Raw genomic sequence first — 21,969 nt, 5'->3', positions numbered from 1 at the left:
GAAAAACTAGCACGCCGCGAGTGCCCTTTCCTGCTTGACCCGCTCCTTGAGCGCGCCGGAAATATCGGGGTAGCGCTTGCCGATCTCGCTGAAAGTGGCGCAGGCCACGTCGCGCTGCTTCAGCCCGACCAGTGAAACGCCGAGTTTCAGCAGCATGTCGGGCGCCTTCTTGGCCTTGGGATAGTCCTTGCTGGCAGCGAGGAAAGTCTCGGCCGCATCGCGGTATTTCTGCTGGCCGAGCAGCGATTCACCGAGCCAGTAATGCGCGTCCGCCGCCTTGGCGTCTCTGGGAAAACGGGCGATATGGTCGCGGAAGCCCTGTTCGGCGGTGCTGTAGTCGCCCGACAGGATGAACTGGTAAGAATTGCGGTAAAGCTCTTCCGGATCGTTGGTCGACGGGAGTGCCGCGACCACCGTATCATCGGATTTACCGGCCTTGTTGCCGGCTGCGCTGGCGCCGTTGGCTGGGGCCGTATTCTGCTGCGGCGCATTCGCTTGCGCATTGCCGTCGGCTTCGACGACATTGCCGTTTTTGTCGACGGTGATGGTGCCGAACGTCTTGGGCGGCGCGCCGGGGATCAGCTTGCCGGGATCGCCGTTGGGCGATTCGACGATGACGTCCTCGACGCTCTTGTCGCCGTCTGCCGCCTTGCCCGCATCGGCCGGAGCCGGCGTCCCCGGCGCCTCCGCCACGTTACTGTCGCCGTTGGGGCTGTCGCTGCTAGGCGCCACCTCGGACTTCTTCTGCTCGGCCGGCTGCTGCGCGCCTTGCGGACCGCCTTCCAACTGCTGGAAGCGGAATTCGTTGTCTTCCTGCTGCTTGCGGATCTGCTCCTGCATCTGCAGGACCTGGAAATTGAGTTCCTCGATCTTGCCATTCATCTGCCGGAGCTGTTCCTCCAGCGCCGGAGTGCCGGTGCCATCCTGTTGCGCGAATTGAACCTGATCCGGCTTTTTCTTTTCGCCGAAAATGCCGGGCAGTTTGATCGTCGGCAGATGGAAGGAAAAACCGCTTTCCGATGACTGCCCGGTGCCGTTTGCCCCGTCAGCAAGTGCCGCGATACTTGATACGAGCAGCAGCGCAAGCGTGCCGCTCAAGACCGATCTGAAATGCATGTGCCTCTCGCCGTGAAACCATTGTTGCGCGCCTCTCATTCGAAGTAGACCAGTCAACTGGGGACTAGCCAGACGCTCTCGGCTCTTAACAGGACGTGAGACTTCGGCCAAATTTTGTTTGGAGCGAGGAGATATGAAAAAGGCGGCCTTTTGGCCGCCTTTCGCACCAAGTGTTGCATTTATGCCGATCAAGAACCGGCGCCGCCCAGCGTGGTTACGGCGCGGCGGTTCTGCGACCAGCAGGAGATGTCGTCGCAAACGGCGACCGGACGCTCCTTGCCGTAGGAAATGGTCTTCAGGCGCTGCGCCGAAACACCCTTAGCGACCAGGAAGTCGCGTGTGGCGGCAGCACGGCGGGCGCCGAGCGCCAGATTGTATTCGCGCGTGCCGCGCTCGTCGGCATGGCCTTCGATGACGATGGCGTACTGCTTGTATTGGTTCAGCCACTGCGCCTGGCGCGACAGAGTCGTCTGCGCATCAGCGCGGATCGAGGATGAATCGGTGTCGAAGAAGATGCGGTCGCCGATGTTGACGGTGAAGTCCTGGGCCGACCCGGGCGTTGCCGCGCCGGCGCCGTTGAGGCCGAGATCGGCGGCGCTGTTCGGCGTCTTCTTCGAGGCGCAACCGGTGATCGCGAGCATCGCGACCAGCGCGATCATGACCGGGTTTGTGGTAAGTGCTGCGATACGGCCCATGCCGCCTCTCCTTCGCAATTCGAGTGATTTCATTGATCGTCCAGTAACCACGTTTGGGTTAACCGGCGCTCAAGAAACACGGTTAAAATTTGGTTTCGGCTGCCGTCCGCAGCCCTTATGCAGGGGATATCCTGAGGAGCCACCCCGATGAGCCACAATGAGCGCGGACCGTAGGCGGAAATGCGGCCAAAACGCGACCGACACGTGGAAAACAGGCCGGAAACGGCGCTTTTCGGGCACCGTTGCCGGCGTGCAACTGGGAGCAAAGGATGCTCGAGTTGAACATCCTTGCCCGGGACTATTCGAGCAACGGCGACCAGGCCGGATCCGAGGCGAAGTTCGCCGTCGGGATCGACTGTTCGTTGCGGCCGGTGAGATCGACCGAAACAAGTTTTGGTCCACCGTTCGAATCGCGGAAGAACATCAGCACCCGGCCGTTGGGCGCCCAGGTCGGCCCTTCCTGCTGAAAGCCGGTGGACAGGATGCGCTCACCCGAACCGTCGGTGCGCATGACGCCGATCTGGAATTCGCCGCCGGTCTGCTTGGTGAAGGCGATGAGATCGCCGCGCGGCGACCACACCGGCGTCGAATAGACGCCGTCGCCGAACGAGATGCGGGTCTGGCCCGAGCCGTCGGCGCCCATCACATAGATCTGCGCGCGGCCGCCGCGATCCGAGGTGAACACCACCTTGCTGCCGTCAGGCGAGTAGGACGGTGAGGTGTCGATGGCGGTCGAGTTGGTGAGCCTGGTCGTCGAGCGGCTTCTCAGATCCATGGCGAAGATGTTGGAATTGCCGTCATCGCGCAGCAGGCTCATGATCACCTTCTGGCCGTCGGGCGAAAAGCGCGGCGCAAACGTCATGCCGGGGAAATTGCCGACCAGCTCGCGCTGCCCCGTCTCGATCTGCAAAAGATACACCCGCGGCTGACCGCTTTCATAGGACATGTAGGTGATTTCCTGCCGGTTCGGCGAGAAGCGCGGCGTCAGCACGATCGATTTGCCGTTCGAGAGATAGCGGACGTTGGCGCCGTCCTGGTCCATGATGGCAAGCCGCTTCTTGCGCGCATTCTTGGCACCGGACTCGTCGATGAAGACAACGCGCGTGTCGAAATAGCCCTTCTCGCCGGTCAGCCGCTCGTAGATCGCATCGGCGATGATATGGGCGACGCGCCTGGTATTGGCGTCGTTGGCGAAGAACTGCTCGCCCGACATCTGCTGGCCGGCAAACGTGTCCCACAACCGGTACTGGGCGCGAATGCGGCCGTCAGCCTCCTTGCCGACACTGCCGGTGACCAGCGCCTGCGCATTGATCACCTTCCAGTCTTCGAAGCGCGGCGTGGCATCCGGGTTCGAGATCTTTTCAATGAAAGCGCTTTTGTCGATCGGCGCGAACAGGCCGGAGCGTTTCAGGTCGGCACTGACGATGCCGGAAATCTCGGCGCCGAGCGCATCGCCGCCCTGGAAGTCCGTGATGGCGATCGGCAACGGCTCGACATTGCCCTTGTTGACGTTGAGCTCAACGAGCGCCCGCGCCGGCAGGGTGACAGCAACAGTCATACCCAGCGCCATCGCTGCGATCGTCAGGAGCGGCTTGAGGATGGATTTCATGTCTTCTCGCTTCTTTCGCTGATTCTGTAGCGCCGGGCCTAAAGACCGAGCATCTCCCTGGGGTCAAAAGTGACCCGAACGTCGGACCAGATGTCTTGCTTGCCCGCCGGAACCTGCAGGCCGGCCACATCGCATTTCTGAACCGCGCGCACTGCGCTTTCGTCAAACGGGCGGTTTCCGCTCGACTTTTCAACGCTCGGCCGGCCATCCAGCTTGCCGGAGGCGTCCAGATTAAACCGGACCACGACGACGAAATTCTCCGAACCCTCGAGCCCTGCCGGAAGCGTCCAGCAACCACCAAGCTGGGCCTCCAATGCCCCCTGCTCCGATTTCGAAAGCTTCTGGCCCTGATCCTTCTCGCCGCCGAGCGATGCCTGCTGGGTCGAGCGCTTGGCGCCGCCGCCCGACGGCTTGCGCTTGTCGAGCAAAGCCGAAATCTCGTCGGCGTTGAATTGCTTGTCGTCCGATTTCGGCTTGGATGAGGCTTCCTTGACCGGCTTGTCGGCGTCCTTGCGCTCCGGTGCCTTGGCGCTCTCGGCCTGGGCCGGCTGCGGCTTTGGCCGAGCCTCGGGTGCTGGCGCCGAGTCCGGAAGCTGCGCCTCCTCGGTTGGCGGTTGCTTGGCAATCGCCTCGGCGACGGCATCCGGCTTGACCTCGGGCTGCGGATCGATCGCGGCAGTCTTGTCCTGCGGCGGCGTGGGCGTCGGCTCCTTGGCCGGCGTCGGCTTGGGCTCGGTCTGCTTGACAGGTTCGGGCTTGACCTCTTCCTTCGGCTGCGGCACCGGCGCCACCTCCGTAGCGGGAATAGGCTTCGGCTCTTCCTTCGGCTTCGGCACGTCCTCGGGCTTGGGCTTTTCGACCGGCGTCGGCGCGGGTGGCGGAGCCGCCGTCATGTCGACTGGCTGGGGCTTGGGCTCAGGTGTCGGCGGCTTGTCGGTGTCGACGCTGTTATCGCCGACTTTCTGGGCATCGGGAACGATGTCGGGACGCTGCGTCGGTACCGGCGCCGGCTTGTCGTGCATTACAGCCTTCTTGTCGCCTTGCAGGACCTGTGCCGTCGCTTCCATCGGCACGATCTCGACCGACACCGATTCCGCATCGGACGCAGGCATCGCGGGCGGCGAGGACAACGTGAACAGCCCGAAGGCGATCGCCACCGTATGCAAGATCACCGATGTGGTGAGGCCGGTCCTCATCTCGCGTTTATTGATCCTGTTTCGGCAGTGTAATCAGGCCGAGGTTCTTGTAGCCTGCGTCCTGGATGAGACCCATCACCACCATCGCGTCGCCATAATTGGTGGTCTTGTCGCCCTTGACGTAAATGCGCTCTTCGTAGCCGGTCTTAGAAATCGCCTTCAGCTTGGCGATCAGCTCCTCCTGCGGGATTTCGGTCTCCTGCACGAAGATCTTGCCTGTGCCGTCGATCGTAATCGTAATCGGCTGGGTATCGGCGTTCATCGCCTTGGCCTTCGTCTCCGGCAGGGTGACCGGCACGCCGACCGTCAACATGGGTGCGGCGACCATGAAGATGATCAGCAGCACCAGCATCACGTCGACCATCGGCGTGACATTGATTTCCGATATCATCGCGTGATGGCGGCCGCGCCGCCTGTGGCCTCGACCACCGCGCCCTCCGCCACCCGCGCCTACAGACATTCCCATGATCGTTCCTCAAGCCTTCTGCGCGACTTTTTCATCGATTTGGCGCGAGAGTATGGCGGAGAACTCATCCGCGAACCCTTCCATGCGCACCGCGATCTTGCTCGCGTCGGACGACAGCTTGTTGTAGGCGATGACGGCCGGGATTGCGGCGAGCAGGCCGATGGCCGTCGCCAGCAGCGCTTCGGCGATGCCGGGCGCGACCACCGATAGGCTGGTGTTCTTCGAGGCGGCGATCGCCTGGAACGAGGTCATGATGCCGATAACCGTGCCAAACAGGCCGATGAAGGGCGCCGCCGAGCCGGTGGTGGCGAGAAAGCCGAGCCGCCCTTCAAGCTTTTCCATCTCGCGGGTCAGCGCCAGATCCATCGCTTTGTCGATGCGGGTCTGCAGGCCGAGTGGCGATTTCGCGCCTTTCTCGAAGCTCTTCTTCCATTCGCGCATGGCGGCGACGAAGATCGCGCTCATGCCGGTCGTCTTGCGGTCGGCGAGCGTGCGGTAAAGCTCTTCCAGCGACTGCCCCGACCAGAACACCTGTTCGAAGCGGTTGAGCGCCAGCCGCATGCGGGCATAGGCGACGAGCTTGTCGACGATGATCGCCCAGGTCCAGATCGAGGCACCAAGCAGCCCGATCATGACCAGCTTGACCACCCAACCGGCCTGCATGAACAAGGCCCAAATCGATAAATGCGCGCCCGGTTCGGCGAGAGCGATGTTTTCCATGTTACGTCCTTAAAGATTTTCCGGGCGTGGCTGGCGGCTGGCCCATGGGCATCCCTTGTGGTCCGTTCGCGTCAGGCTTGCGGAATAACCCCAAATGCACCGTTGGCGGCCTTTTCGGGGCAAATATTGGTGAAAGGAAGGCGCTTGGATTCTCCCAATCTTAACCAATCCCTTCATGGACCGTTATGGTTAAGGATGGGTTAGGACGTACAGCGCGGCGCATTGCCGCGCCCTGATAGGCCGCCTCGCGATTCTGGCCTGGACCGGGAGCTCCGGGATCGTCCGCCTCTGAACCTTTATTTGCGCGTTCTGGGCATGAAGGCTGCGATCCAGTCCTTGGGAAAGCGCCGCGGCCGCCCGTTCTCGCCGACGATCGCCGCTTCGACACGCGCCTCGACCAGCACTTCGCTGCCGCGCTTCAATTGCTGCGCCATGACGATGCGGGCGCCGGAAATCTCGTCGGTGCGCGTATCGATGGTCAGGATGTCATCCATGCGGGCCGAACCGCGGAAATCGATCTCCATGCGCCGCACCACCCAGACTATTTTCTCGCCATGCTTGCCGTCGGCAAGCTCGGTGTGGTGGACGCCGGCCAGCCGCAGATAGTCGGACCGGCCGCGCTCGAAGAATTCGAGATAGCGCGCGTGGTAGACGACGCCGGAAAAATCGGTGTCTGCATAATAGACCCGCGCCATCAGTCGATGGCCGAATTCCGTCAGCGCGCCGGAAAGTCCGGCGGACAATGCCGATTCACCGTGATCGTCCATTGCGCTGTCCTTTTGGCCCGACAGGCCCTGTTTCAAGCAACACCTGTTTTGCGCATAGACCGGCGATGATCAAGACCTGGAGGGCTGGGCCGGGGAACTGCCAGCACCGAGCCATAAGTAGCGGAACTTAGGGTTCTTCCTGGAACAGGCTGATCTGCTGCTGCGCCAGGTCCTTTGGCGCGTCGAGGCCGAGATGCCGCCAGGCATTGGCCGCCAGCACGCGGCCGCGCGGGGTACGCATGATGAAGCCTTGCTGGATCAGAAAGGGTTCGATGATGTCCTCGATGGCATCGCGTGGCTCGGAAAGCCCGGCCGCGATGGTCTCGATGCCGACCGGCCCGCCGCCGAAATTCCGTGCGATCATCGACAGATAACGGCGGTCGAGCGCGTCGAGGCCGAGCCCGTCGACCTCCAGCCGCGTCAGCGCCTCGTCGGCGACCTTGCGGTCGACATGGCCGTCGCCGGCAACGCTGGCGAAGTCGCGCACCCGGCGCAACAGCCGGCCGGCGATGCGCGGCGTGCCGCGCGCCCTCCGGGCGATCTCCAAAGCACCGTCGTCGCCGAGCGGCATGGCAAGGATGCGGGCGCCACGCCGCACGATCTGCTCGAGTTCCTCGACCGAGTAGAAATTGAGCCGCACCGGAATGCCGAAGCGGTCGCGCAGCGGGTTGGTCAACAGGCCGAGCCGGGTGGTGGCGGCGACAAGCGTGAAGCGGGCCAGGTCGATCTTGACCGAGCGCGCCGCCGGCCCCTCGCCGATGATCAGGTCGAGCTGGAAATCCTCCATCGCCGGATAGAGGATTTCCTCGACCGCCGGGTTGAGCCGGTGGATCTCATCGATGAACAGCACGTCGCGGTCTTCGAGGTTGGTGAGCAGCGCCGCCAGATCACCGGCCTTGGCGATGACCGGACCCGAGGTCGAGCGGAAATTCACGCCGAGCTCGCGCGCCATGATTTGCGCCAGCGTCGTCTTGCCGAGGCCGGGCGGGCCGACGAACAGCACATGGTCGAGCGCTTCGCTGCGCCCCTTGGCGGCCTCGATGAACACTTTGAGATTGGCCCGCACCGCCGCCTGGCCGACGAAGTCGCCAAGCGTCTGCGGCCGCAAGGTCTGCTCGGCGTCCTCGCCGCGTCTGTCGGGAGCAATGAGGCGTGGCGAAAGGCTCATGCGCATACCGCCCGAAAGAAAAAGTTTGTATCGATACCGATCAACGTCACCCGGCACCCTCTCGTTCGTCGCCGTGCTCCTCGCCAACAACATGGCGGCCCACTGCATCTCTTACCACCGCGTCGATCTGTTCCAGCGCAGCAGGCCCGTCAGGTGGATCGCCTAGAAATCCAGCGAGGTCGGCAAATTCGAGATTGCGCGGCGTTCCTATCAGGAGACCATCCACGACCGTCCACGCAACAGTATCGCCTGACTTGAGCGACAACTCGTTCCGGACTTTCTTTGGAATCGTAAGCTGCCCCCTGGAGGTCAAGCTTGCATATCCGACCATGCTCTTGTTCCTAGTCGGAATTTATTTGTCGGGCAACGTCTCACCGTGCCAGCTCCTTCAGCCCGAAGCGGATCAGCTTCGACGCGTCCGCCTCCTCGCCTGCCGTCTTCAGCGCCGCCGCCACCGCATTGGCGGCGGTGTCGCGCGAATAGCCGAGATTGACCAGCGCCGAGACGGCGTCGGTGATCGGCGCCGAGGCGACGCCCTCGCCGAGCTCCTGCTTCAGGCCGATGGTGCCGGAGGCAGTGCCCGCATAGGCCGGCGCCTTGTTCTTCAATTCGGTGACGATGCGCTCCGCCACCTTCTTGCCGACGCCCGGCGCACGGCTGACCATGGCGATATCGCGCAACGCAATCGCATTGGCGAGATCGGCCGGCGCCAGCGTCGACAGGATGGCCAGCGCCACCTTGGCGCCGACGCCTTGCACATTGTTCATCAACAGCCGGAACCATTCGCGCTCCAGCACCGACTGGAACCCATAGAGCCGCAGCATGTCCTCGCGCACATAGGTCTCGATGAACAGCACGACCGCCTCGCCCGGCCGCGGCAATGCCGCCAGCGTGCGCGCCGAGCAGTAGGCGACATAGCCGACGCCATGCACGTCGACGATGCAGAAATCCTCGTCGATCTCATCCAGCGTGCCTTTTAGCTTGCCGATCATTTGAGCGTGCCGATCATGCCGGGTGGGTTTCCGGAGAGATGATATCGAGGTCCGGGAAATAGCCGCGATAGCGCGCGGCATTGCGCGTCAGCAGGCGATGCCCGGCGACAACCGCATGGGCTCCAATAAAGAAATCCGGCAGCGTTCGTTCGCGAATGCCGCCGGCGCGGCGATAGCGGGAATGCGTGACACCGGCGAGGAAGGCTGCTTCCCACGGCAGGAATTCGCGATCCATCTTGAGCATGTCGGCTGCTTGACGAAGAGCCTGTTCGGTCGCAATCAACGGCGCGAGTTCGGACCAGACGATTGCATTGATAACAAGTGCGCCGTCGCGCCGGCATGCGGTAATCGCGGATGCCGACCATTTCGTCTCCCGTCCGGCAGGACCCCAAACGTCGATCAGGACATTTGTGTCAATCAATGTCGAGATCTTCACGTGGGCCCCTCAGCCATTCCATATATTCGTCCGTCGTCATGCCTCCCAGATCCAGCGTACCGGCCATACGATCGAGCATCTGGCTGAATCTGCGCGAGGCTTCCTCCTCCGACATGTTTTCGTCGACGGCTATGACACGAGCCCCGTCCTCGGTGGGGACGAACTCCACCTCCGAGCCCGGGCCGATACCCAGATGATCCCGTATTTCCTTCGGGATGGTCACTTGGCCCTTGGTGGTAACGCGCATGGTAATACCTCGTTGGTATTACTTATTGCCCACTGGAGAACAAGTCAAGAACATACTTATCCGGCCAGCGCCGCCATCCTGTAGGCGATGCTCTGCCGGTGATGCGCGTGACAGATGGCGATAGCCAGCGCGTCGGCGGCGTCGTCGCTGTCGAAAGTCGCCTTCGGCATCAGCACCTTGACCATCATGTGGATCTGCTTCTTGTCGCCATGGCCGACGCCGATCACCGCCTTTTTGACGGCGTTTGGCGCATATTCGGCAACGACAAGGCCGGCACGCGCCGGCACCAGCATGGCGATGCCGCGTGCCTGGCCGAGTTTCAGCGTCGCCGCCGCGTCCTTGTTGACGAAAGTTTGCTCGACCGCCGCCTCGTGCGGCATCGCGGCATGCAGGATCTCGGCGAGCCCGTCATGCAACTGGCAAAGACGCACCGCCAGCGCGGCCTTGTCGTCGGACCGCACCGTGCCGGAAGCGACGAAGCGAAGCGAATTGCCGAGGCTTTCGACTATGCCCCAGCCGGTGCGCCTCAGCCCTGGATCGATGCCGATGATGCGAATCGCTTCCCCCATCCGTCAACTTTAACCCCGGCGAGCAGCGATGCCAGCGAAATGTGAACAAACCAGAAACAGCAAGCCGAGTCTGGTTTAGAGAATGTTTGAGAATTCGCTCTGGCGAGACAGATAGCGTGGTTTTCGAGAACCGGAGCGGAGCGTACATAAGTACGCGAGCACCGGAAGCGCAGAAGGCTGCGCTAGTCTAGCCGTTTGAATAACTGTTGGCGCGAGCGACAGACGGTCCTCTGATCCTTTGGCGGATGTGACAGCCATCTCGGTTTCAACCGCGCAATGCTGCCGCAACGACGCTCTCCAGTGGCGTTGTCGGTCGACCGATCAGCCGGCTCATGGCGCCGCCGTCATCGAACAACGCTCCGCGTGAGGCTGCAATGTCGGCATCGGCCAGGATAGCGGCGAGATCGGCGGGCAGCCCGGCGCCTGTCAACACACCCTCATAGGCCGCCCCGGCAAGATCGTTGTAGGCGATCGCTTTGCCCGATTGCCGCGAGACCTTCGCCGCAAGCTCGGCGAGCGTGAAGGCTTGGTCCGCGGCGAGCTCGTAAGTCCTCCCTGCTTGATCCTCGCTCGTCAGCACCACGGCCGCGGCCTCGGCATAATCCTGCCGCGCCGCGGACGAGAAGCGCCCCTCATTTGCGGCGCCGATGAAGGCGCCGTGCTCCAGAGCCGCCGGGAGTGCCATCAGATGGTTCTCGGTGTACCAGCCGTTGCGCAGGATGACGGCGGGTAGGCCGGAGGCCGCGATGACCTCCTCCGTCTGCCGATGTTCGACCGCGAGCCTCGCGGGAGACGTGTCCGCATGCAGCATGCTTGTGTAAGCGATCAGCGAAACCCCCACCCGTTGGGCGGCCTTGATCACTGACCGATGCTGCGGCAAGCGGCCGCTGACTTCGGTCGAGGAAATCAGCAGCAGTCTATCGACGCCGGCCAGCGCCATCGGGAGCGTGTCGGGACGATTATAGTCCGCCTCCCGCACGACTACGCCGCGTTGGACAAGATCGCTGGCCTTTGCCGGATCACGAACCGCCGCAACGATCCGGCTGGCCGGAACTGTCTTCAGCAGTGCGTCGATCACGAGACGGCCAAGCTGTCCTGTTGCTCCAGTTATTGCGTACATCGTTCTGTCCATTTCGTGGTTGGATGGATTGAGAGCCTCAGATAGCGGCTCTCGTTACCGTCGGAAACCACGTATCTTGTAGTTACCATCATTTTCCGGTATCCAACTGGAAACTCTCATGGAAGATGCGCGATGGTCCTCAGGATGCGAACGAAGGTGAAGGCGCTTCCCGGCTGCCCCATGTCGAGGTGCATGGCGCTGCTTGGCGGGTGCTGGACACCCGAGGTGCTCTGGTCCTTGAGCGACGGCCCGCGCCGGTTCTCCGAATTGCGCCGCGATATCCCAGCCATTTCGGCGAAGGTGCTGACCGGCAGGTTGCGCGATCTCGAGGAGCGTGGCGTCCTCGCACGCCACGTGATGCCGACATCGCCGCCGACCGTGGAGTATGAGCTGACGTCATTGGGGCAGGAGCTGCTCCCAGCGATCAGGTCTATCGTGGAGGTCGGATCGCGCCTGCTGCTGCGTGATTCTCCCCGCCTGATGATCGCGAGCCCATCCCTTCGCGGTTAGTCTAGATGGCCGCCGGAGTAGAATTATGAAACGTTCTCTCAGCCGCGGGCGAAAGCCGTGTTGAGCAGCGTGATCTGGTCGGACACCGGATTGAGGCGACGGCTCGACGGCGGCACCTCGGCGAGGCCGCCATAGATCTCCTCGTCCATGCGGCGCACCAGCGCCTGCAGGCGCAGCGAGCGGTTGACGAGATCGATGAAATCCGTCGGCAGCTCGGCCCAGCCGGGCGCCTCCTCATGCGCGGAGGCGGTATCGAGACGCACCTTGGATTTTTCTGAGGCCACCTGATCGCGGGTCATCTCGCCGGAATTCGCCGCCCGCTGCAAAAGCAGCCACGAGGCGACCTGCATCAGCCTGGTGGTCAGCCGCATCGATTCGGCCGCATAAAGCGTCGCCGCCAGCCTCGACAGCTTCTTGGCCTCGGCGCGGCCCTTGCCGTCGAGATATTCGGCGGCCTGCTCGACCAGGCCCATGCCTTCCTGATAGAGCGGCTTGAAGGATTGGGAGAAAACCCGGCGCTCCGCCAGCTTGATGGTTTTCGCGCTCGCCTTCGAAGGCTCGTTCATCGCTACGCCCCTGCACTTGCCTGACAGCCGGCCGATTCGGCTCTTGGCCGCCATATCCGGCAGCCTAAACGACTGAAGCTTGAAAATGCGCTTCGCTGCCAGCGAAGGCAAGCACATGTTTAACAAACGGTTAACGGCCGCATTTAGCCGGAAGAACGCCCATGCCAGCGGACAAAAAAAGAGCCGCGGATAAGGCGGCTCTCAGGAGTTTAACAGGGAGGCGTCAAACAAAGTGGCTCCAACCACTCGGTAAGAATCCAGATCACTGGATGGACATAGTAAACGCCTGTAAAGCTTAACGAAGCTTTAACGCGGGGCATATTTTTCGATCAAGCGCCCAGCATCTGTGCCGTAACAGCACAGCTGACTGGCCACGGCGCCGTTCACACCACCGGCTGGAAAGTCGGGGCGACGCTTGCGCCATGGTTTCCTCCAAATGGTGACCGGCTTACCGAAACAAAACGGCACTGCGCGCGACATCGTTCCGAAACAGGCGCCGCGCTAAACGCCCGTTCCTCGCAACGAGGCGGAGCAAACCTTGCGCTCCGGCAAATCATCAAATCTCTCAAGGAGCGAATAATGGACTGGTACTCGGCCGTTAAATTTCTGCATATCGTCTCGGCGATCCTCTGGGTCGGCGGCGGCTTCACGCTGATGCTGCTCGCGGTACGCGCCGACCGCGCTGGAAACGTCGAAGGCATGCTGCAGGCGATGCGCGCCACCGGCGAGCTCGGCAACCGGTTCTTCGCGCCGATGTCGATGCTGACATTGCTTTTCGGCCTCATCATGTGCGGCTTCTGGGTCGGCTTTTCCGATCTGTGGGTGCTGATCGGCCTTGCCGGTTATGCGACGACCTTCTGCATCGGCATGTTCATCTTCAAGCCGACTGCCGACCGCATGGCAGGCATGATCGCCAAGGAGGGCGTGACGCCGGCAGTGCTTGCCCAGGGCCAGCGCGTTCTCAGCGCCGCGCGCTTCGACTATTCGGTGATGCTGGTGATCATCGCGGACATGGTGCTGAAGCCGACGCTGCACGACATCACCATTCTGGGCTGCATGGCGCTCGTACTGGCAACCGGCATTGCCCTGGCGCTTGGCAGGACGCGGCAGCTGCTGCCGAGTGCCGCCTGAGGTGTAAGGAATCCGGCGGCGGCCGAATGGGGCCGCCGTCTTACAGGAGGCCGGCGATGCCGTCCCACAGAAGCTTGACCGCGACGACCGCCACGGTCGCATAGGTGAAGGGATAGAACAGCTCCGGCCGCATCCGCCGCACCAGCCAGGCGCCGGCGATTGTCGACAGCGGCGCCAGCGGCATCAGCACCGCCGACGCGGTCAAATTGGTGGCGTCGAACTGGCCGAGCGCGAAATAAGGGATGAGCTTCAGCGCGTTGGTGACGGCGAAAAAGATCGCCGCGGTGCCCGACAGCACCTTCGGATCGAGCCTGATCGGCAGCGCATAGACCTGAAAAGGCGGGCCGCCGACATGGGCGACGAAGCTGGTGAACCCGGCAACAGTACCCCAGAAGCCCGCAGCGACGCGGTTGGGCTCCGCCGCGTGGCCGGCACCGTGGCGGAGTTGCAAATAGAGCCAGCGCAGCACGAAGATCAGGGCAACCGCGCCGACGATCAGCCGCACCATCTCTTCGGTTACAAGTGCCGCCGTCAGCCAGCCAAGGGCGATGCCGATCACGGCGCCCGGCATCATGTCGGCCAGCATCTTGCGGTCAAAGATACCCCACCACGTCCACACCGAGACAATGTCCATCAGGCACAGAATTGGCAGAAGAATTGCGGCAGCCTGAACCGGCGGCATGGTCAGCGCCATCAACGGCACGCCGACAAAGCCGACGGCGCCGCCGAAGCCGCCTTTCGACAGGCCGACGAGGATGACGGCCGGAATGGCCGCGGCATAGAACCAGGGATCGACGAGCAGGCCTGACATGGGAAAGGACGCTGGAGGGAAAGTGATCTCTGGAATAAACCAGAAATGATCGGACCGCGACCGCAAATACTTGGGCCACGCCACCGAACCCGTCACATGTTTGGCATGTCGAGCGGTGGCGGGCGTCTCCGGATCGGCTGCGCCTTGATGATGGCCGTGCTGGTTTCGGCCTTGTCGGCGATGCGGTCGAGAATCCCGTCGAGCTCGCCGATCGAGCGGACGAACAGCCGGGCAACGAAGCAGTCATCGCCCGTCACCTTGTCGCATTCGCCGAATTCCGGGATTTCCTCGATCAGCTTCTGGACGATGTGCAGCTTGCCCGGCAATGGCCGGATGCGAACGATCGCCTGCAAGGCGTAGCCGAGCGCCTGCGGATCGATGTCGATGGTGAACGCGCGGATGACGCCGCGATCCTCTAGCCGCCGAAGCCGCTCCGAAACGCTTGGCGACGACAGCCCGACCTGCAGCGCCAGTTCCTTCAGCGAGGTCCGTGAATCCTTGACCAGGATATCGAGGAGCTTTCTGTCGAGCTCGTCCAGCATTTTACAATTCCAAGAAAAAGCCGATGTTTACCTAATTTAATGAGGTTCATCATGCATATCACCAACTAGAAGTGATGGAAAGACCCGATCCGCTGTGGGATTATAAAATCTCAACGGATTTCAGGAGCATCCATGGACAACACGGTACGCGGCACGATCGAAATGACGGCGGCGATGGCGATCCTCGGCACGATCGGCTGGTTCGTCGTGCTTTCCGGCCAACCCATCATGGACGTGGTGTTCTGGCGCTGTGCTTTCGGGGCGGTAACGCTGCTGATCATCTGCGCGGCGCTGGGACTGCTGCGCGGCAGGCTGTCGCTTCGCATTGTCGCGATCGCGGCGCTCGGCGGTGCTGCCATCGTTATCAACTGGCTGTTGCTGTTCAGCGCGTTTTCCCGCGCGTCGATCTCGATCGCCACGGCTGTCTACAATACGCAGCCCTTTATGCTGGTGGGTTTTGGCGCGCTCTTCTTCTCCGAACGGCTGACGGTGACCAAGCTGACCTGGCTCGGCATCGCCTTCGCCGGCATGCTGCTGATCGTGCAGGCCGCGCCCGATGCAGGCGATCATGGTACGGATTACTTTACCGGCATTGCGATGGCGCTGGCCGCGGCTTTCTTCTGGGCCGTTGCGGCTATCGTCACCAAGAAGCTCAAAGGCACGCCGCCGCACCTGATCGCCCTGATCCAGGTCTGCGTCGGCGTTCTCATGCTGGCACCCTTCGCCAATCTCACCCACCTTCCCGTCGATGCGCGGAGCTGGGTCATGCTGGCGACACTCGGCATCGTCCATACCGGCCTGATGTACATCCTCATGTACGGTGCCATCCAGAAGCTGCCGACGCATCTGCAGGGATCGCTGTCCTTCATCTACCCAGTCGTCGCCATCCTCGTCGATGTCGTCGCCTTCGGCCATCGGCTGCATCCGGCGCAGATCGTCGGCGCCGCGGCCATCCTGGTCGCCGCCGCCGGCATGAATCTCGGCTGGTCGCTGTGGAAATCGAAGGTGCCTGCGTAGGGCCGCAAGCGACCAGGCGAGGAGAATTTCGGCTAACGGCAGCCATGCGCCGAACCCTATGGAATCGTTGCCGGCAAACGTGATCCCCCTGCCGCCTGTTCAATCCCCGCACTTTGCTCTATGCCGCAATGCAACCATCTTCGCCCGGCATAGGCGATAACCGGGACCGAACACCAATGAATGACGCAACGCCGCCCAACCGCTGCCGTATCGTGCTGATCGCGCCGCCGAACGTGCCGGCCGAGCGCATCGCCGCGGCCTTCGACGGCGGTGACGTCGCCTCGCTTATCCTGCCGGAAAACGGTATGGACGAGGCCTCTTTCCAAGCCTTTGCCGAGCAGATCGTGCCGGTGGCGCAAGCGGCCGGCATTGCCGTCATCATTGCCGGCGACACCCGCATCGCCGGCCGCGTCCAGGCCGACGGCATCCATGTCGAGGTCGGCAAGGACGAGCTCGCCGAAACGATCGAACACTTCCAGGCCAGGATGATGGTCGGCACCGGCGGCGCCAAGACCCGCGACGATGCGCTGGAACTCGGCGAGGTCAGGCCTGATTACATTTTCTTCGGCCGTTTCGGTTACGACAACAAGCCTGAGCCGCACCCCCGCAACCTGTCGCTCGGGCAATGGTGGGCGGACGTCATCCATATCCCCTGCATCGTCATGGCCGGATCGGATCTTGCCTCGGTGGAAGCGGTCGCCGCCACCGGCGCTGAATTCGTGGCGCTATCCAGCGCCGTTTTCGCCGACGGCGTCGATCCGAAGATGGCGGTCGCCGCCGCCAACGCGCTGCTCGACGAAACCGCGCCGCGCTTCGAGGACTGACGTGCTCTCGCGGAAAATCCTTTTCAGCGCCTTTCTTGCAACGGCCGTGACGCAGGCGATAGCGGCGGAACCCGTTCCGCTGCCGCAGCCCAGGCCGGATTCCAGCGAACCTGCCGACAAGCCCATCGCCGCACAATTGCCGCAGCCCGCCACCACCGCCCCGTTGCCGTCGGCCGATACCATCAACCCCGACCGCTTCGGCGCAAAGCCGTCCGACGCTGCCTACGGCGCCTTTCAGCGCGGGCTCTACAAGACGGCCTACAACCTTGCGCTTTCGCGCGCTCAAAACGGCGATCCGGCGGCACAGACGCTGGTGGCCGAGATATTGTCGCGCGGCCTCGGCGTGCCGGTCGACGCGGCAGGGGCGGCGAAGTGGTATGCGCTTGCCGCCGAGCAGGGCGTGCCGGAATCGCAATTCCAGTATGCGCTGATGCTGCTCGACGGCCGCTACGTCAAAAAGGACGAGAAGGAAGCCTATGCGCTGATGCAGGCCGCCGCCGAGGCCGGCAACCGCCTGGCGCAGTTCAATTTTGCGCAGCTGATGGTCGAACAGGAGCCCGGCGATGCCGGTATTGCCAAAGCCGTGTCCTATTACGAGCGCGCTGCCGCGACCGGGCTTGCCGACGCACAATATGCGATGGCACAGGTCTACGCCAATGGCGCCGGCGGCAAGCCGCGCGACGATGTCCGCGCCCGCGGCCTGCTGGCACAGGCCGCGCGGCAGAACTACGACACGGCACAGATCGATCTCGCAACCTGGATGATCGAGGGGCGCGGCGGCGCCCGCGACCTGAAATCCGGCTTCATCTGGATGAAGCAGGCCGCCGAGGGCGGCAATGTCGCCGCCCAGAACCGTCTCGCCAAGCTCTACATGAACGGCATCGGCACCGACCCGGATCTGATCCTCGCCGGCGCCTGGTATGTTGTCGCCCGCCGCGCCGGGCTCATCGACCAAGAGATGGACGATTTCCTGCAGGGCCTGACCGACGAGCAGACGCAGCAGGCGCTGCAACGGGCCAACCGCCTGCCCTGACCGCGGTCTCGCGACTCATTGCACCAGGCTCATCAGGCGGACTCATTGCGTATGATCGAGCACGACCTTGCCGAAGGGAGAGCCGTGTTCAAGGTACCGAAAGGCTTCGGCGGCCCGGCTCCATGGCACGACCCGGTCGATCACCGGTCTCAACCGGTTGACGACAATGGCGCGGTTCATCGCCTCGAAGGATTCGCGTGAGCCCACCGGTATGCCTCGCGCCCGGACCTGCCGGCGGAAGATGTCGAGCGGGTTGATGGCGCCGTCACTGCCGCCGAGATAGCCGATGACGTTGATCTGGGCGCCGCGCGCCGCTGCCCTCAGCGATTGTGCAAAACTCTGCGGTCCGCCAACCTCGATGATATGGTCGGCGCCGCGGCCATCCGTTAATCCCAGCACGGCCGATGCCCAATCGGGGACGCTGCGATAGTTCACGCCATCCTGCGCGCCAAGTTGCTTTGCCCGCGCAAGCTTCTCGTCGCTGCTCGACGTCACGATGACGCGCGCCCCGGCAGCGGCGGCGAACTGCACCGCAAACAGCGAAACGCCGCCGGTGCCGAGGCAAAGCACGGTGTCGCCGGGTTTGACGCTGCCCTCCGTAAACAGCGCGTGCCATGCCGTCACGCCGGCGCATGGCAGCGTCGCCGCTTCGAGGTCGCTCAGATTGGCCGGCGCCAGCACCGCCGCCTGTTCGTCGAGCCGGGCAAATTCGCTGAGCAGCCCGTCGATCGGGCCGCCACGTTGATAGGATGGCTCGGCCATGGCGAAACTGCCGCCGACCCAGCGCTGCCAGAACGTGCCGCAGACCCGGTCGCCGATCTTGAACCGGCTGACCTCGGCGCCGATGGCAACGACTTCGCCGACGCCGTCCGACAGCGGCACCAGCGGCAATGCAAACTTCGTGTGATAGCTGCCGCGAACGATCTCGGCATCGCGGTAGTTCAGCGCCGTCGCCTTGACCTTCACAATCATCTCCTGGCGCCCTGGCTCAGGCATCGGCCGCTCGACCATTCTGAGGTTCTCGAGGCCGCCCGGGCTCTGCAATTCGATCGCCTTCATCGTCGTTCCTTTCCAGCTGGGGTCCTGCCGGAAGAAAATCGCTTGCCATCCATCGGATTTCAAATTCATAATGTTCAGGATAATTATGCTTCTATGACATGTTCGGGTGTGTCGTGCTTGAAGAACTGAAAACACTGGCCCTCTTTGCCGAGGAGGGTTCGATTCAGAAGGTGGCGCAACGCCTGCCATTGACGCAGCCGGCCGTCACCCGCCAGATCCAGCGGCTGGAGGAGATGCTCGGCACGGAATTGCTCGACCGCCGGCTAAAGCCGTCGCGACTGACCCCGGCCGGCGTAGAGGTGCTGGCACGCGGCAAGGAAATTCTCGCCGCCGTCGCCGCGCTGAGATCATTCGCCAAGGGCGACGAGCCGGAGGGCCTGCTGCGGCTCGGCCTCGCGCATGGACTTTGCGACAAAGCCGTGGCCGCCGCCATTGGTGATGCCGTGGCCCGGTTTCCGAAGGTCTCGCTGCGTCTGAAGAGCGGCTGGAGCCTTGAGTTGGCCGACCAGCACAAGCGCGGACAGCTTGACCTCGCCGTCATCCTGGACGGCAGCAATTCCAAAGCTGGCGACGGCGTTGTCGGAACCGAGGCCCTCGGCGTCATCGCTGCCGAAAGCACTGTCCGGCAAGCCGACGTCAAGACCATGCCCTGGATCCTCAGCCCTGAGCCTTGCGACGCGCGCCGGCGGCTGACGGCTGCCCTTGCTGAGGGCGGGAACAGATTGACTGTCGGCGCCGAGATTCAGGACAGCGCGCTGCAGATCGACTGGGTTCGTCGAGGCCAAGGCCTTGGCCTGCTGCCCAGGCGGCTGCTGCGGGAAAAGCTGCCGCAGGGCATTGCCCTGGTCGACGCTCCCGGCCTCGAGCTGTCGCTGCGAATTGTCGTCCTGCGTTCGCCGCACCTGCATCTTTTGAGAGAGGTCGCCGACGCAGTGACCGAGGCCGTCACCGCGACTGTCAGGACGGACTGAGGCCGCCACGCCGCGCTGCCGGGCCAGCTTCGTTCCCGCTTCATCGGAAGGCGCTCCTTGCCTCTGCTGGCGATTTGTGGTCTTGGAGGCGCCAAATTGCCCTTTGCGGCGATCATCTCATTTCCGGATCACCTCACCATGGCCAAGATCAATGGCAACGAAATCCGTCCCGGCAACGTCATCGAGCACGATGGCGGCCTTTGGGTGGCGGTCAGGACCAACACCGTCAAGCCCGGCAAGGGCGGCGCCTACAACCAGGTCGAACTCAAGAACCTGATCAACGGCACCAAGCTCAACGAGCGCTTCCGTTCGGCCGAGACGGTCGAGCAGATCCGGCTCGATCTGAAGGATTTTTCTTTCCTCTACGAGCAGGGGGACGCGCTGGTGTTCATGGACACCGAAAGCTACGAGCAGCTCGAATTGCAAAAGGAGTTCGTCGGCGATCGCGCCGCCTTCCTGCAGGACGGCATGATGGTGACGGTCCAGCTCTATGACGAAAGGCCGATCGGCATTTCGCTGCCCGACCAGGTGACGCTGACCATCACCGAGGCCGACCCGGTGGTGAGGGGCCAGACGGCAGCCTCGTCCTACAAGCCGGCGATACTCGAAAACGGCATCCGCGTGCTGGTGCCGCCGTTCATCGGCTCGGGCGAGCGCATCATCGTCGATACCAACGAAATCACTTACGTGCGCCGCGCCGACTAAGGCGTGATCCCAAAGAGTTGCAGACTTTTTGGATAAGATGATGCGTCAAGGCAAATAGGCGCAGCGACAGGAAGAACAGCAATGGCGCGTTCCGCGATCCTCAATGTCATGGTCCAGGCCGCAATGAAGGCCGGCCGCTCGCTGTCGCGTGACTTCGGCGAAGTGCAGAACCTGCAGGTCTCGATGAAGGGGCCGGGCGACTATGTCAGCCAGGCCGACCGCAAGGCCGAAGACATCGTCTTTGCCGAACTCTCCAAGGCGCGGCCCGGCTACGCCTTCCTGATGGAGGAACGCGGCGTGATCGAGGGCGACGACGGCCAGCACCGCTGGATCGTCGACCCGCTCGACGGCACCACCAATTTCCTGCACGGCATTCCGCTCTTTGCCGTTTCGATCGCGCTGGAGCGCCAGGGCCAGATCGTCGCCGGCGTCGTCTACAATCCGGCGATGGATGAGCTCTATACCGCCGAGCGCGGCGGCGGCGCTTTCATGAACGACCGCCGGCTGCGCGTCGCCGGCCGCACCAAGCTGGTCGATGCGGTGATCGGCTGCGGCATGCCGCATCTCGGGCGTGGCCAGCACGGCAATTTCCTCATCGAGTTGCGCAATGTCATGGCCGAGGTCTCTGGCGTCCGCCGTCTCGGCTCCGCCTCGCTCGATCTCGCCTACGTCGCCGCCGGCCGCATGGACGGGTTCTGGGAAACCGGCCTGTCGGCCTGGGATGTCGCCGCCGGCATTTTGCTGATCCGCGAGGCGGGCGGTTTCGTCTCCGATTTCGCCGGGGGACAGGATGTGCTGAACGCCGGTTCACTGGTCGCCGGCAACGAACTCATCCAGCGCGCGCTGTTGAAGACTATCAAAAGGCCACTCTCAGCCGGCTGATACAGGCACGCCGCGCTGAACCGCCGCAGTCGCAAAACCGCAACCAAAGCTTGAAATACTGTCCCGCGGCCGCCCAGATAAGGTGGCGCAGGATCATCGATGACGAACAGCCGGCCCCAACCCCAGAGCGAACTCTCCCAGCTCGACATTCCCTTTATGGGGCGCTGGCATTACTCGCGCGCCGAGATCATCGCCGACGGCATTGTCCACGCCGTGGGCATCGTGCTGGCGATCGCTGCCGGCTCGACGCTGCTGGCACTGGCCGCCTATCGAACCGGCCCCGGCGAATACGTTGCCGCCGCCTTCTATGTAGTCTCGCTGCTCACCGTGCTGTCGGTTTCGCTGGCCTACAATGTCTGGCCGGTGTCGTCGCCGGCAAAATGGATATTGCGGCGCTTCGACCATGCCGCGATCTATCTGCTGATCGCTGCCACCTACACGCCTTTCCTGGCCCAGCTCGGCGGCTCGCCGCTGGCCGTTTCCATGATCGTCCTGGTCTGGACCGCCGCGGCGGTCGGCATCGCCATCAAGGTCTTTCTTCCCGGCCGTTTCGACCGGCTGGCGATCGTCTTCTACCTGGCCATCGGCTGGAGCGGTATCGTTCTGGTGGAGCCGCTCGTGCGGACGCTGCCGGCGACATCGATCGCGCTCATCGTTGCCGGCGGCATCGTCTACTCCTGTGGCGTGATCTTCTTCGCCTGGAAGGGCCTGCGCTTCCACAATGCGCTGTGGCATGGCTTTGTCGTCACCGGCGCCGGCCTGCATCTGGCCGCCATGGTCGACTGCCTGGTCATCAACCGGCTTTGACCTCCGGTCG

General features: G+C 63.2%; 27 protein-coding genes. 9 read left to right on the top strand and 18 right to left on the bottom strand.

Annotation, left to right across the window (positions count from 1 at the left end):
• Window positions 1-6: 6 nt before the first annotated feature.
• From ybgF to NKI16_RS19210, 14 genes are all read right to left on the bottom strand, one after another.
• The gene (ybgF, locus tag NKI16_RS19275; RefSeq protein ID WP_352621494.1) at window positions 7-1,116 is read right to left on the bottom strand and encodes a tol-pal system protein YbgF; all 1,110 of its coding nucleotides are present in this window, start codon (window positions 1,114-1,116) and stop codon (window positions 7-9) included.
• 188 nt (window positions 1,117-1,304) lie between these two features.
• Window positions 1,305-1,811, bottom strand: coding sequence for a peptidoglycan-associated lipoprotein Pal (gene pal, locus NKI16_RS19270; RefSeq protein ID WP_023677992.1), 507 nt, complete (start codon window positions 1,809-1,811; stop codon window positions 1,305-1,307).
• Window positions 1,812-2,109: 298 nt separating this feature from the next.
• Complete coding sequence (gene tolB / locus NKI16_RS19265; RefSeq protein ID WP_245274748.1) at window positions 2,110-3,381, bottom strand: Tol-Pal system beta propeller repeat protein TolB; 1,272 nt, start codon at window positions 3,379-3,381, stop codon at window positions 2,110-2,112.
• A gap of 77 nt (window positions 3,382-3,458) precedes the next feature.
• The gene (gene tolA / locus NKI16_RS19260; RefSeq protein ID WP_352569596.1) at window positions 3,459-4,616 is read right to left on the bottom strand and encodes a cell envelope integrity protein TolA; all 1,158 of its coding nucleotides are present in this window, start codon (window positions 4,614-4,616) and stop codon (window positions 3,459-3,461) included.
• A 7-nt stretch (window positions 4,617-4,623) separates the two neighbouring features.
• Window positions 4,624-5,082, bottom strand: coding sequence for a protein TolR (gene tolR / locus NKI16_RS19255; RefSeq protein ID WP_023677996.1), 459 nt, complete (start codon window positions 5,080-5,082; stop codon window positions 4,624-4,626).
• Between the two features lie 9 nt (window positions 5,083-5,091).
• Window positions 5,092-5,802, bottom strand: a complete 711-nt coding sequence (gene tolQ / locus NKI16_RS19250; RefSeq protein WP_023677997.1) for a protein TolQ — start codon at window positions 5,800-5,802, stop codon at window positions 5,092-5,094.
• 296 nt (window positions 5,803-6,098) lie between these two features.
• Window positions 6,099-6,569: a tol-pal system-associated acyl-CoA thioesterase gene (ybgC, locus tag NKI16_RS19245; RefSeq protein ID WP_023677998.1), complete on the bottom strand. Its 471-nt coding sequence runs from the start codon at window positions 6,567-6,569 to the stop codon at window positions 6,099-6,101.
• A 127-nt stretch (window positions 6,570-6,696) separates the two neighbouring features.
• Window positions 6,697-7,737 carry a Holliday junction branch migration DNA helicase RuvB gene (ruvB, locus tag NKI16_RS19240; RefSeq protein ID WP_023677999.1) on the bottom strand — a complete coding sequence of 347 codons (1,041 nt, stop codon included), beginning with the start codon at window positions 7,735-7,737 and terminating at the stop codon, window positions 6,697-6,699.
• A 46-nt stretch (window positions 7,738-7,783) separates the two neighbouring features.
• Window positions 7,784-8,068, bottom strand: coding sequence for an AbrB/MazE/SpoVT family DNA-binding domain-containing protein (locus NKI16_RS19235; protein ID WP_023678000.1), 285 nt, complete (start codon window positions 8,066-8,068; stop codon window positions 7,784-7,786).
• Between the two features lie 40 nt (window positions 8,069-8,108).
• Window positions 8,109-8,729: a Holliday junction branch migration protein RuvA gene (gene ruvA, locus NKI16_RS19230; protein WP_023678001.1), complete on the bottom strand. Its 621-nt coding sequence runs from the start codon at window positions 8,727-8,729 to the stop codon at window positions 8,109-8,111.
• Window positions 8,730-8,742: 13 nt separating this feature from the next.
• On the bottom strand, window positions 8,743-9,165 hold the full coding sequence (locus NKI16_RS19225) for a type II toxin-antitoxin system VapC family toxin (RefSeq protein WP_023678002.1): 423 nt from the start codon (window positions 9,163-9,165) through the stop codon (window positions 8,743-8,745).
• The gene (locus NKI16_RS19220) at window positions 9,143-9,412 is read right to left on the bottom strand and encodes an AbrB/MazE/SpoVT family DNA-binding domain-containing protein (protein WP_023678003.1); all 270 of its coding nucleotides are present in this window, start codon (window positions 9,410-9,412) and stop codon (window positions 9,143-9,145) included. The genes NKI16_RS19225 and NKI16_RS19220 overlap by 23 nt, the downstream gene beginning before the upstream one ends.
• 56 nt (window positions 9,413-9,468) lie before the next feature.
• On the bottom strand, window positions 9,469-9,981 hold the full coding sequence (ruvC, locus tag NKI16_RS19215; RefSeq protein WP_023678004.1) for a crossover junction endodeoxyribonuclease RuvC: 513 nt from the start codon (window positions 9,979-9,981) through the stop codon (window positions 9,469-9,471).
• Between the two features lie 265 nt (window positions 9,982-10,246).
• Window positions 10,247-11,101, bottom strand: a complete 855-nt coding sequence (locus NKI16_RS19210) for an SDR family oxidoreductase (RefSeq protein ID WP_023678005.1) — start codon at window positions 11,099-11,101, stop codon at window positions 10,247-10,249.
• 192 nt (window positions 11,102-11,293) lie between these two features.
• On the opposite strand from NKI16_RS19210, the gene NKI16_RS19205 reads away from it, so the two are divergent.
• On the top strand, window positions 11,294-11,611 hold the full coding sequence (locus tag NKI16_RS19205; RefSeq protein WP_245274745.1) for a winged helix-turn-helix transcriptional regulator: 318 nt from the start codon (window positions 11,294-11,296) through the stop codon (window positions 11,609-11,611).
• A 38-nt stretch (window positions 11,612-11,649) separates the two neighbouring features.
• Here the strand turns inward: NKI16_RS19205 and rcdA are convergent, their stop codons facing one another.
• Window positions 11,650-12,177 (bottom strand): protease adaptor protein RcdA, encoded by a 528-nt coding sequence (rcdA, locus tag NKI16_RS19200; RefSeq protein ID WP_023678007.1) that lies wholly within the window; start codon window positions 12,175-12,177, stop codon window positions 11,650-11,652.
• Window positions 12,178-12,756: 579 nt separating this feature from the next.
• Between rcdA and NKI16_RS19195 the strand changes: the two genes are divergently transcribed.
• Window positions 12,757-13,308 carry a DUF2269 family protein gene (locus NKI16_RS19195; protein ID WP_023678008.1) on the top strand — a complete coding sequence of 184 codons (552 nt, stop codon included), beginning with the start codon at window positions 12,757-12,759 and terminating at the stop codon, window positions 13,306-13,308.
• 40 nt (window positions 13,309-13,348) lie between these two features.
• Here NKI16_RS19195 and NKI16_RS19190 read toward each other — a convergent pair whose 3' ends face one another.
• Both NKI16_RS19190 and NKI16_RS19185 read right to left on the bottom strand, forming a co-directional pair.
• The gene (locus tag NKI16_RS19190; RefSeq protein WP_023678009.1) at window positions 13,349-14,119 is read right to left on the bottom strand and encodes a sulfite exporter TauE/SafE family protein; all 771 of its coding nucleotides are present in this window, start codon (window positions 14,117-14,119) and stop codon (window positions 13,349-13,351) included.
• 92 nt (window positions 14,120-14,211) lie between these two features.
• Window positions 14,212-14,661: an Lrp/AsnC family transcriptional regulator gene (locus NKI16_RS19185; RefSeq protein WP_023678010.1), complete on the bottom strand. Its 450-nt coding sequence runs from the start codon at window positions 14,659-14,661 to the stop codon at window positions 14,212-14,214.
• Window positions 14,662-14,793: 132 nt separating this feature from the next.
• Here NKI16_RS19185 and NKI16_RS19180 point away from each other — a divergent pair, with 132 nt between their 5' ends.
• The 3 genes from NKI16_RS19180 to NKI16_RS19170 all read left to right on the top strand — a co-directional run bounded on the left by NKI16_RS19180 (window position 14,794) and on the right by NKI16_RS19170 (window position 17,535).
• Entirely contained in the window at window positions 14,794-15,678 is an 885-nt protein-coding gene (locus NKI16_RS19180) for a DMT family transporter (protein ID WP_023678011.1), read from the top strand.
• Between the two features lie 176 nt (window positions 15,679-15,854).
• Complete coding sequence (locus tag NKI16_RS19175; RefSeq protein WP_023678012.1) at window positions 15,855-16,502, top strand: thiamine phosphate synthase; 648 nt, start codon at window positions 15,855-15,857, stop codon at window positions 16,500-16,502.
• Between the two features lies 1 nt (window position 16,503).
• The gene (locus NKI16_RS19170) at window positions 16,504-17,535 is read left to right on the top strand and encodes a tetratricopeptide repeat protein (protein WP_352621490.1); all 1,032 of its coding nucleotides are present in this window, start codon (window positions 16,504-16,506) and stop codon (window positions 17,533-17,535) included.
• Window positions 17,536-17,577: 42 nt separating this feature from the next.
• On the opposite strand, the gene NKI16_RS19165 is transcribed toward NKI16_RS19170, so the two are convergent.
• Window positions 17,578-18,594: a zinc-dependent alcohol dehydrogenase family protein gene (locus NKI16_RS19165; RefSeq protein WP_023678014.1), complete on the bottom strand. Its 1,017-nt coding sequence runs from the start codon at window positions 18,592-18,594 to the stop codon at window positions 17,578-17,580.
• 113 nt (window positions 18,595-18,707) lie between these two features.
• Between NKI16_RS19165 and NKI16_RS19160 the strand changes: the two genes are divergently transcribed.
• The 4 genes from NKI16_RS19160 to trhA all read left to right on the top strand — a co-directional run bounded on the left by NKI16_RS19160 (window position 18,708) and on the right by trhA (window position 21,959).
• Window positions 18,708-19,565, top strand: coding sequence for a LysR family transcriptional regulator (locus tag NKI16_RS19160; protein ID WP_198023577.1), 858 nt, complete (start codon window positions 18,708-18,710; stop codon window positions 19,563-19,565).
• Window positions 19,566-19,703: 138 nt separating this feature from the next.
• The gene (gene efp / locus NKI16_RS19155) at window positions 19,704-20,270 is read left to right on the top strand and encodes an elongation factor P (protein ID WP_023678016.1); all 567 of its coding nucleotides are present in this window, start codon (window positions 19,704-19,706) and stop codon (window positions 20,268-20,270) included.
• Between the two features lie 81 nt (window positions 20,271-20,351).
• Window positions 20,352-21,152, top strand: a complete 801-nt coding sequence (locus tag NKI16_RS19150; protein WP_023678017.1) for an inositol monophosphatase family protein — start codon at window positions 20,352-20,354, stop codon at window positions 21,150-21,152.
• A 99-nt stretch (window positions 21,153-21,251) separates the two neighbouring features.
• The gene (trhA, locus tag NKI16_RS19145; RefSeq protein ID WP_023678018.1) at window positions 21,252-21,959 is read left to right on the top strand and encodes a PAQR family membrane homeostasis protein TrhA; all 708 of its coding nucleotides are present in this window, start codon (window positions 21,252-21,254) and stop codon (window positions 21,957-21,959) included.
• Window positions 21,960-21,969 lie beyond the last annotated feature (10 nt).

The organism is Mesorhizobium sp. M0698, from assembly GCF_040320455.1.
Classification (GTDB): Bacteria; Pseudomonadota; Alphaproteobacteria; order Rhizobiales; family Rhizobiaceae; genus Mesorhizobium.
This window is presented reverse-complemented; position numbering and strand designations above follow the sequence as displayed.

Coding starts and splice junctions, on each gene's coding strand:
- ybgF (WP_352621494.1), bottom strand. CDS start 1,116: ATGCATTTCAGATCGGTCTTGAGCGGCACGCTTGCGCTGCTGCTCGTA.
- pal (WP_023677992.1), bottom strand. CDS start 1,811: ATGGGCCGTATCGCAGCACTTACCACAAACCCGGTCATGATCGCGCTG.
- tolB (WP_245274748.1), bottom strand. CDS start 3,381: ATGGCGCTGGGTATGACTGTTGCTGTCACCCTGCCGGCGCGGGCGCTC.
- tolA (WP_352569596.1), bottom strand. CDS start 4,616: ATGAGGACCGGCCTCACCACATCGGTGATCTTGCATACGGTGGCGATC.
- tolR (WP_023677996.1), bottom strand. CDS start 5,082: ATGGGAATGTCTGTAGGCGCGGGTGGCGGAGGGCGCGGTGGTCGAGGC.
- tolQ (WP_023677997.1), bottom strand. CDS start 5,802: ATGGAAAACATCGCTCTCGCCGAACCGGGCGCGCATTTATCGATTTGG.
- ybgC (WP_023677998.1), bottom strand. CDS start 6,569: ATGGACGATCACGGTGAATCGGCATTGTCCGCCGGACTTTCCGGCGCG.
- ruvB (WP_023677999.1), bottom strand. CDS start 7,737: ATGAGCCTTTCGCCACGCCTCATTGCTCCCGACAGACGCGGCGAGGAC.
- NKI16_RS19235 (WP_023678000.1), bottom strand. CDS start 8,068: ATGGTCGGATATGCAAGCTTGACCTCCAGGGGGCAGCTTACGATTCCA.
- ruvA (WP_023678001.1), bottom strand. CDS start 8,729: ATGATCGGCAAGCTAAAAGGCACGCTGGATGAGATCGACGAGGATTTC.
- NKI16_RS19220 (WP_023678003.1), bottom strand. CDS start 9,412: ATGCGCGTTACCACCAAGGGCCAAGTGACCATCCCGAAGGAAATACGG.
- ruvC (WP_023678004.1), bottom strand. CDS start 9,981: ATGGGGGAAGCGATTCGCATCATCGGCATCGATCCAGGGCTGAGGCGC.
- NKI16_RS19210 (WP_023678005.1), bottom strand. CDS start 11,101: ATGTACGCAATAACTGGAGCAACAGGACAGCTTGGCCGTCTCGTGATC.
- NKI16_RS19205 (WP_245274745.1), top strand. CDS start 11,294: ATGGCGCTGCTTGGCGGGTGCTGGACACCCGAGGTGCTCTGGTCCTTG.
- rcdA (WP_023678007.1), bottom strand. CDS start 12,177: ATGAACGAGCCTTCGAAGGCGAGCGCGAAAACCATCAAGCTGGCGGAG.
- NKI16_RS19195 (WP_023678008.1), top strand. CDS start 12,757: ATGGACTGGTACTCGGCCGTTAAATTTCTGCATATCGTCTCGGCGATC.
- NKI16_RS19190 (WP_023678009.1), bottom strand. CDS start 14,119: ATGTCAGGCCTGCTCGTCGATCCCTGGTTCTATGCCGCGGCCATTCCG.
- NKI16_RS19185 (WP_023678010.1), bottom strand. CDS start 14,661: ATGCTGGACGAGCTCGACAGAAAGCTCCTCGATATCCTGGTCAAGGAT.
- NKI16_RS19180 (WP_023678011.1), top strand. CDS start 14,794: ATGGACAACACGGTACGCGGCACGATCGAAATGACGGCGGCGATGGCG.
- NKI16_RS19175 (WP_023678012.1), top strand. CDS start 15,855: ATGAATGACGCAACGCCGCCCAACCGCTGCCGTATCGTGCTGATCGCG.
- NKI16_RS19165 (WP_023678014.1), bottom strand. CDS start 18,594: ATGAAGGCGATCGAATTGCAGAGCCCGGGCGGCCTCGAGAACCTCAGA.
- efp (WP_023678016.1), top strand. CDS start 19,704: ATGGCCAAGATCAATGGCAACGAAATCCGTCCCGGCAACGTCATCGAG.
- NKI16_RS19150 (WP_023678017.1), top strand. CDS start 20,352: ATGGCGCGTTCCGCGATCCTCAATGTCATGGTCCAGGCCGCAATGAAG.
- trhA (WP_023678018.1), top strand. CDS start 21,252: ATGACGAACAGCCGGCCCCAACCCCAGAGCGAACTCTCCCAGCTCGAC.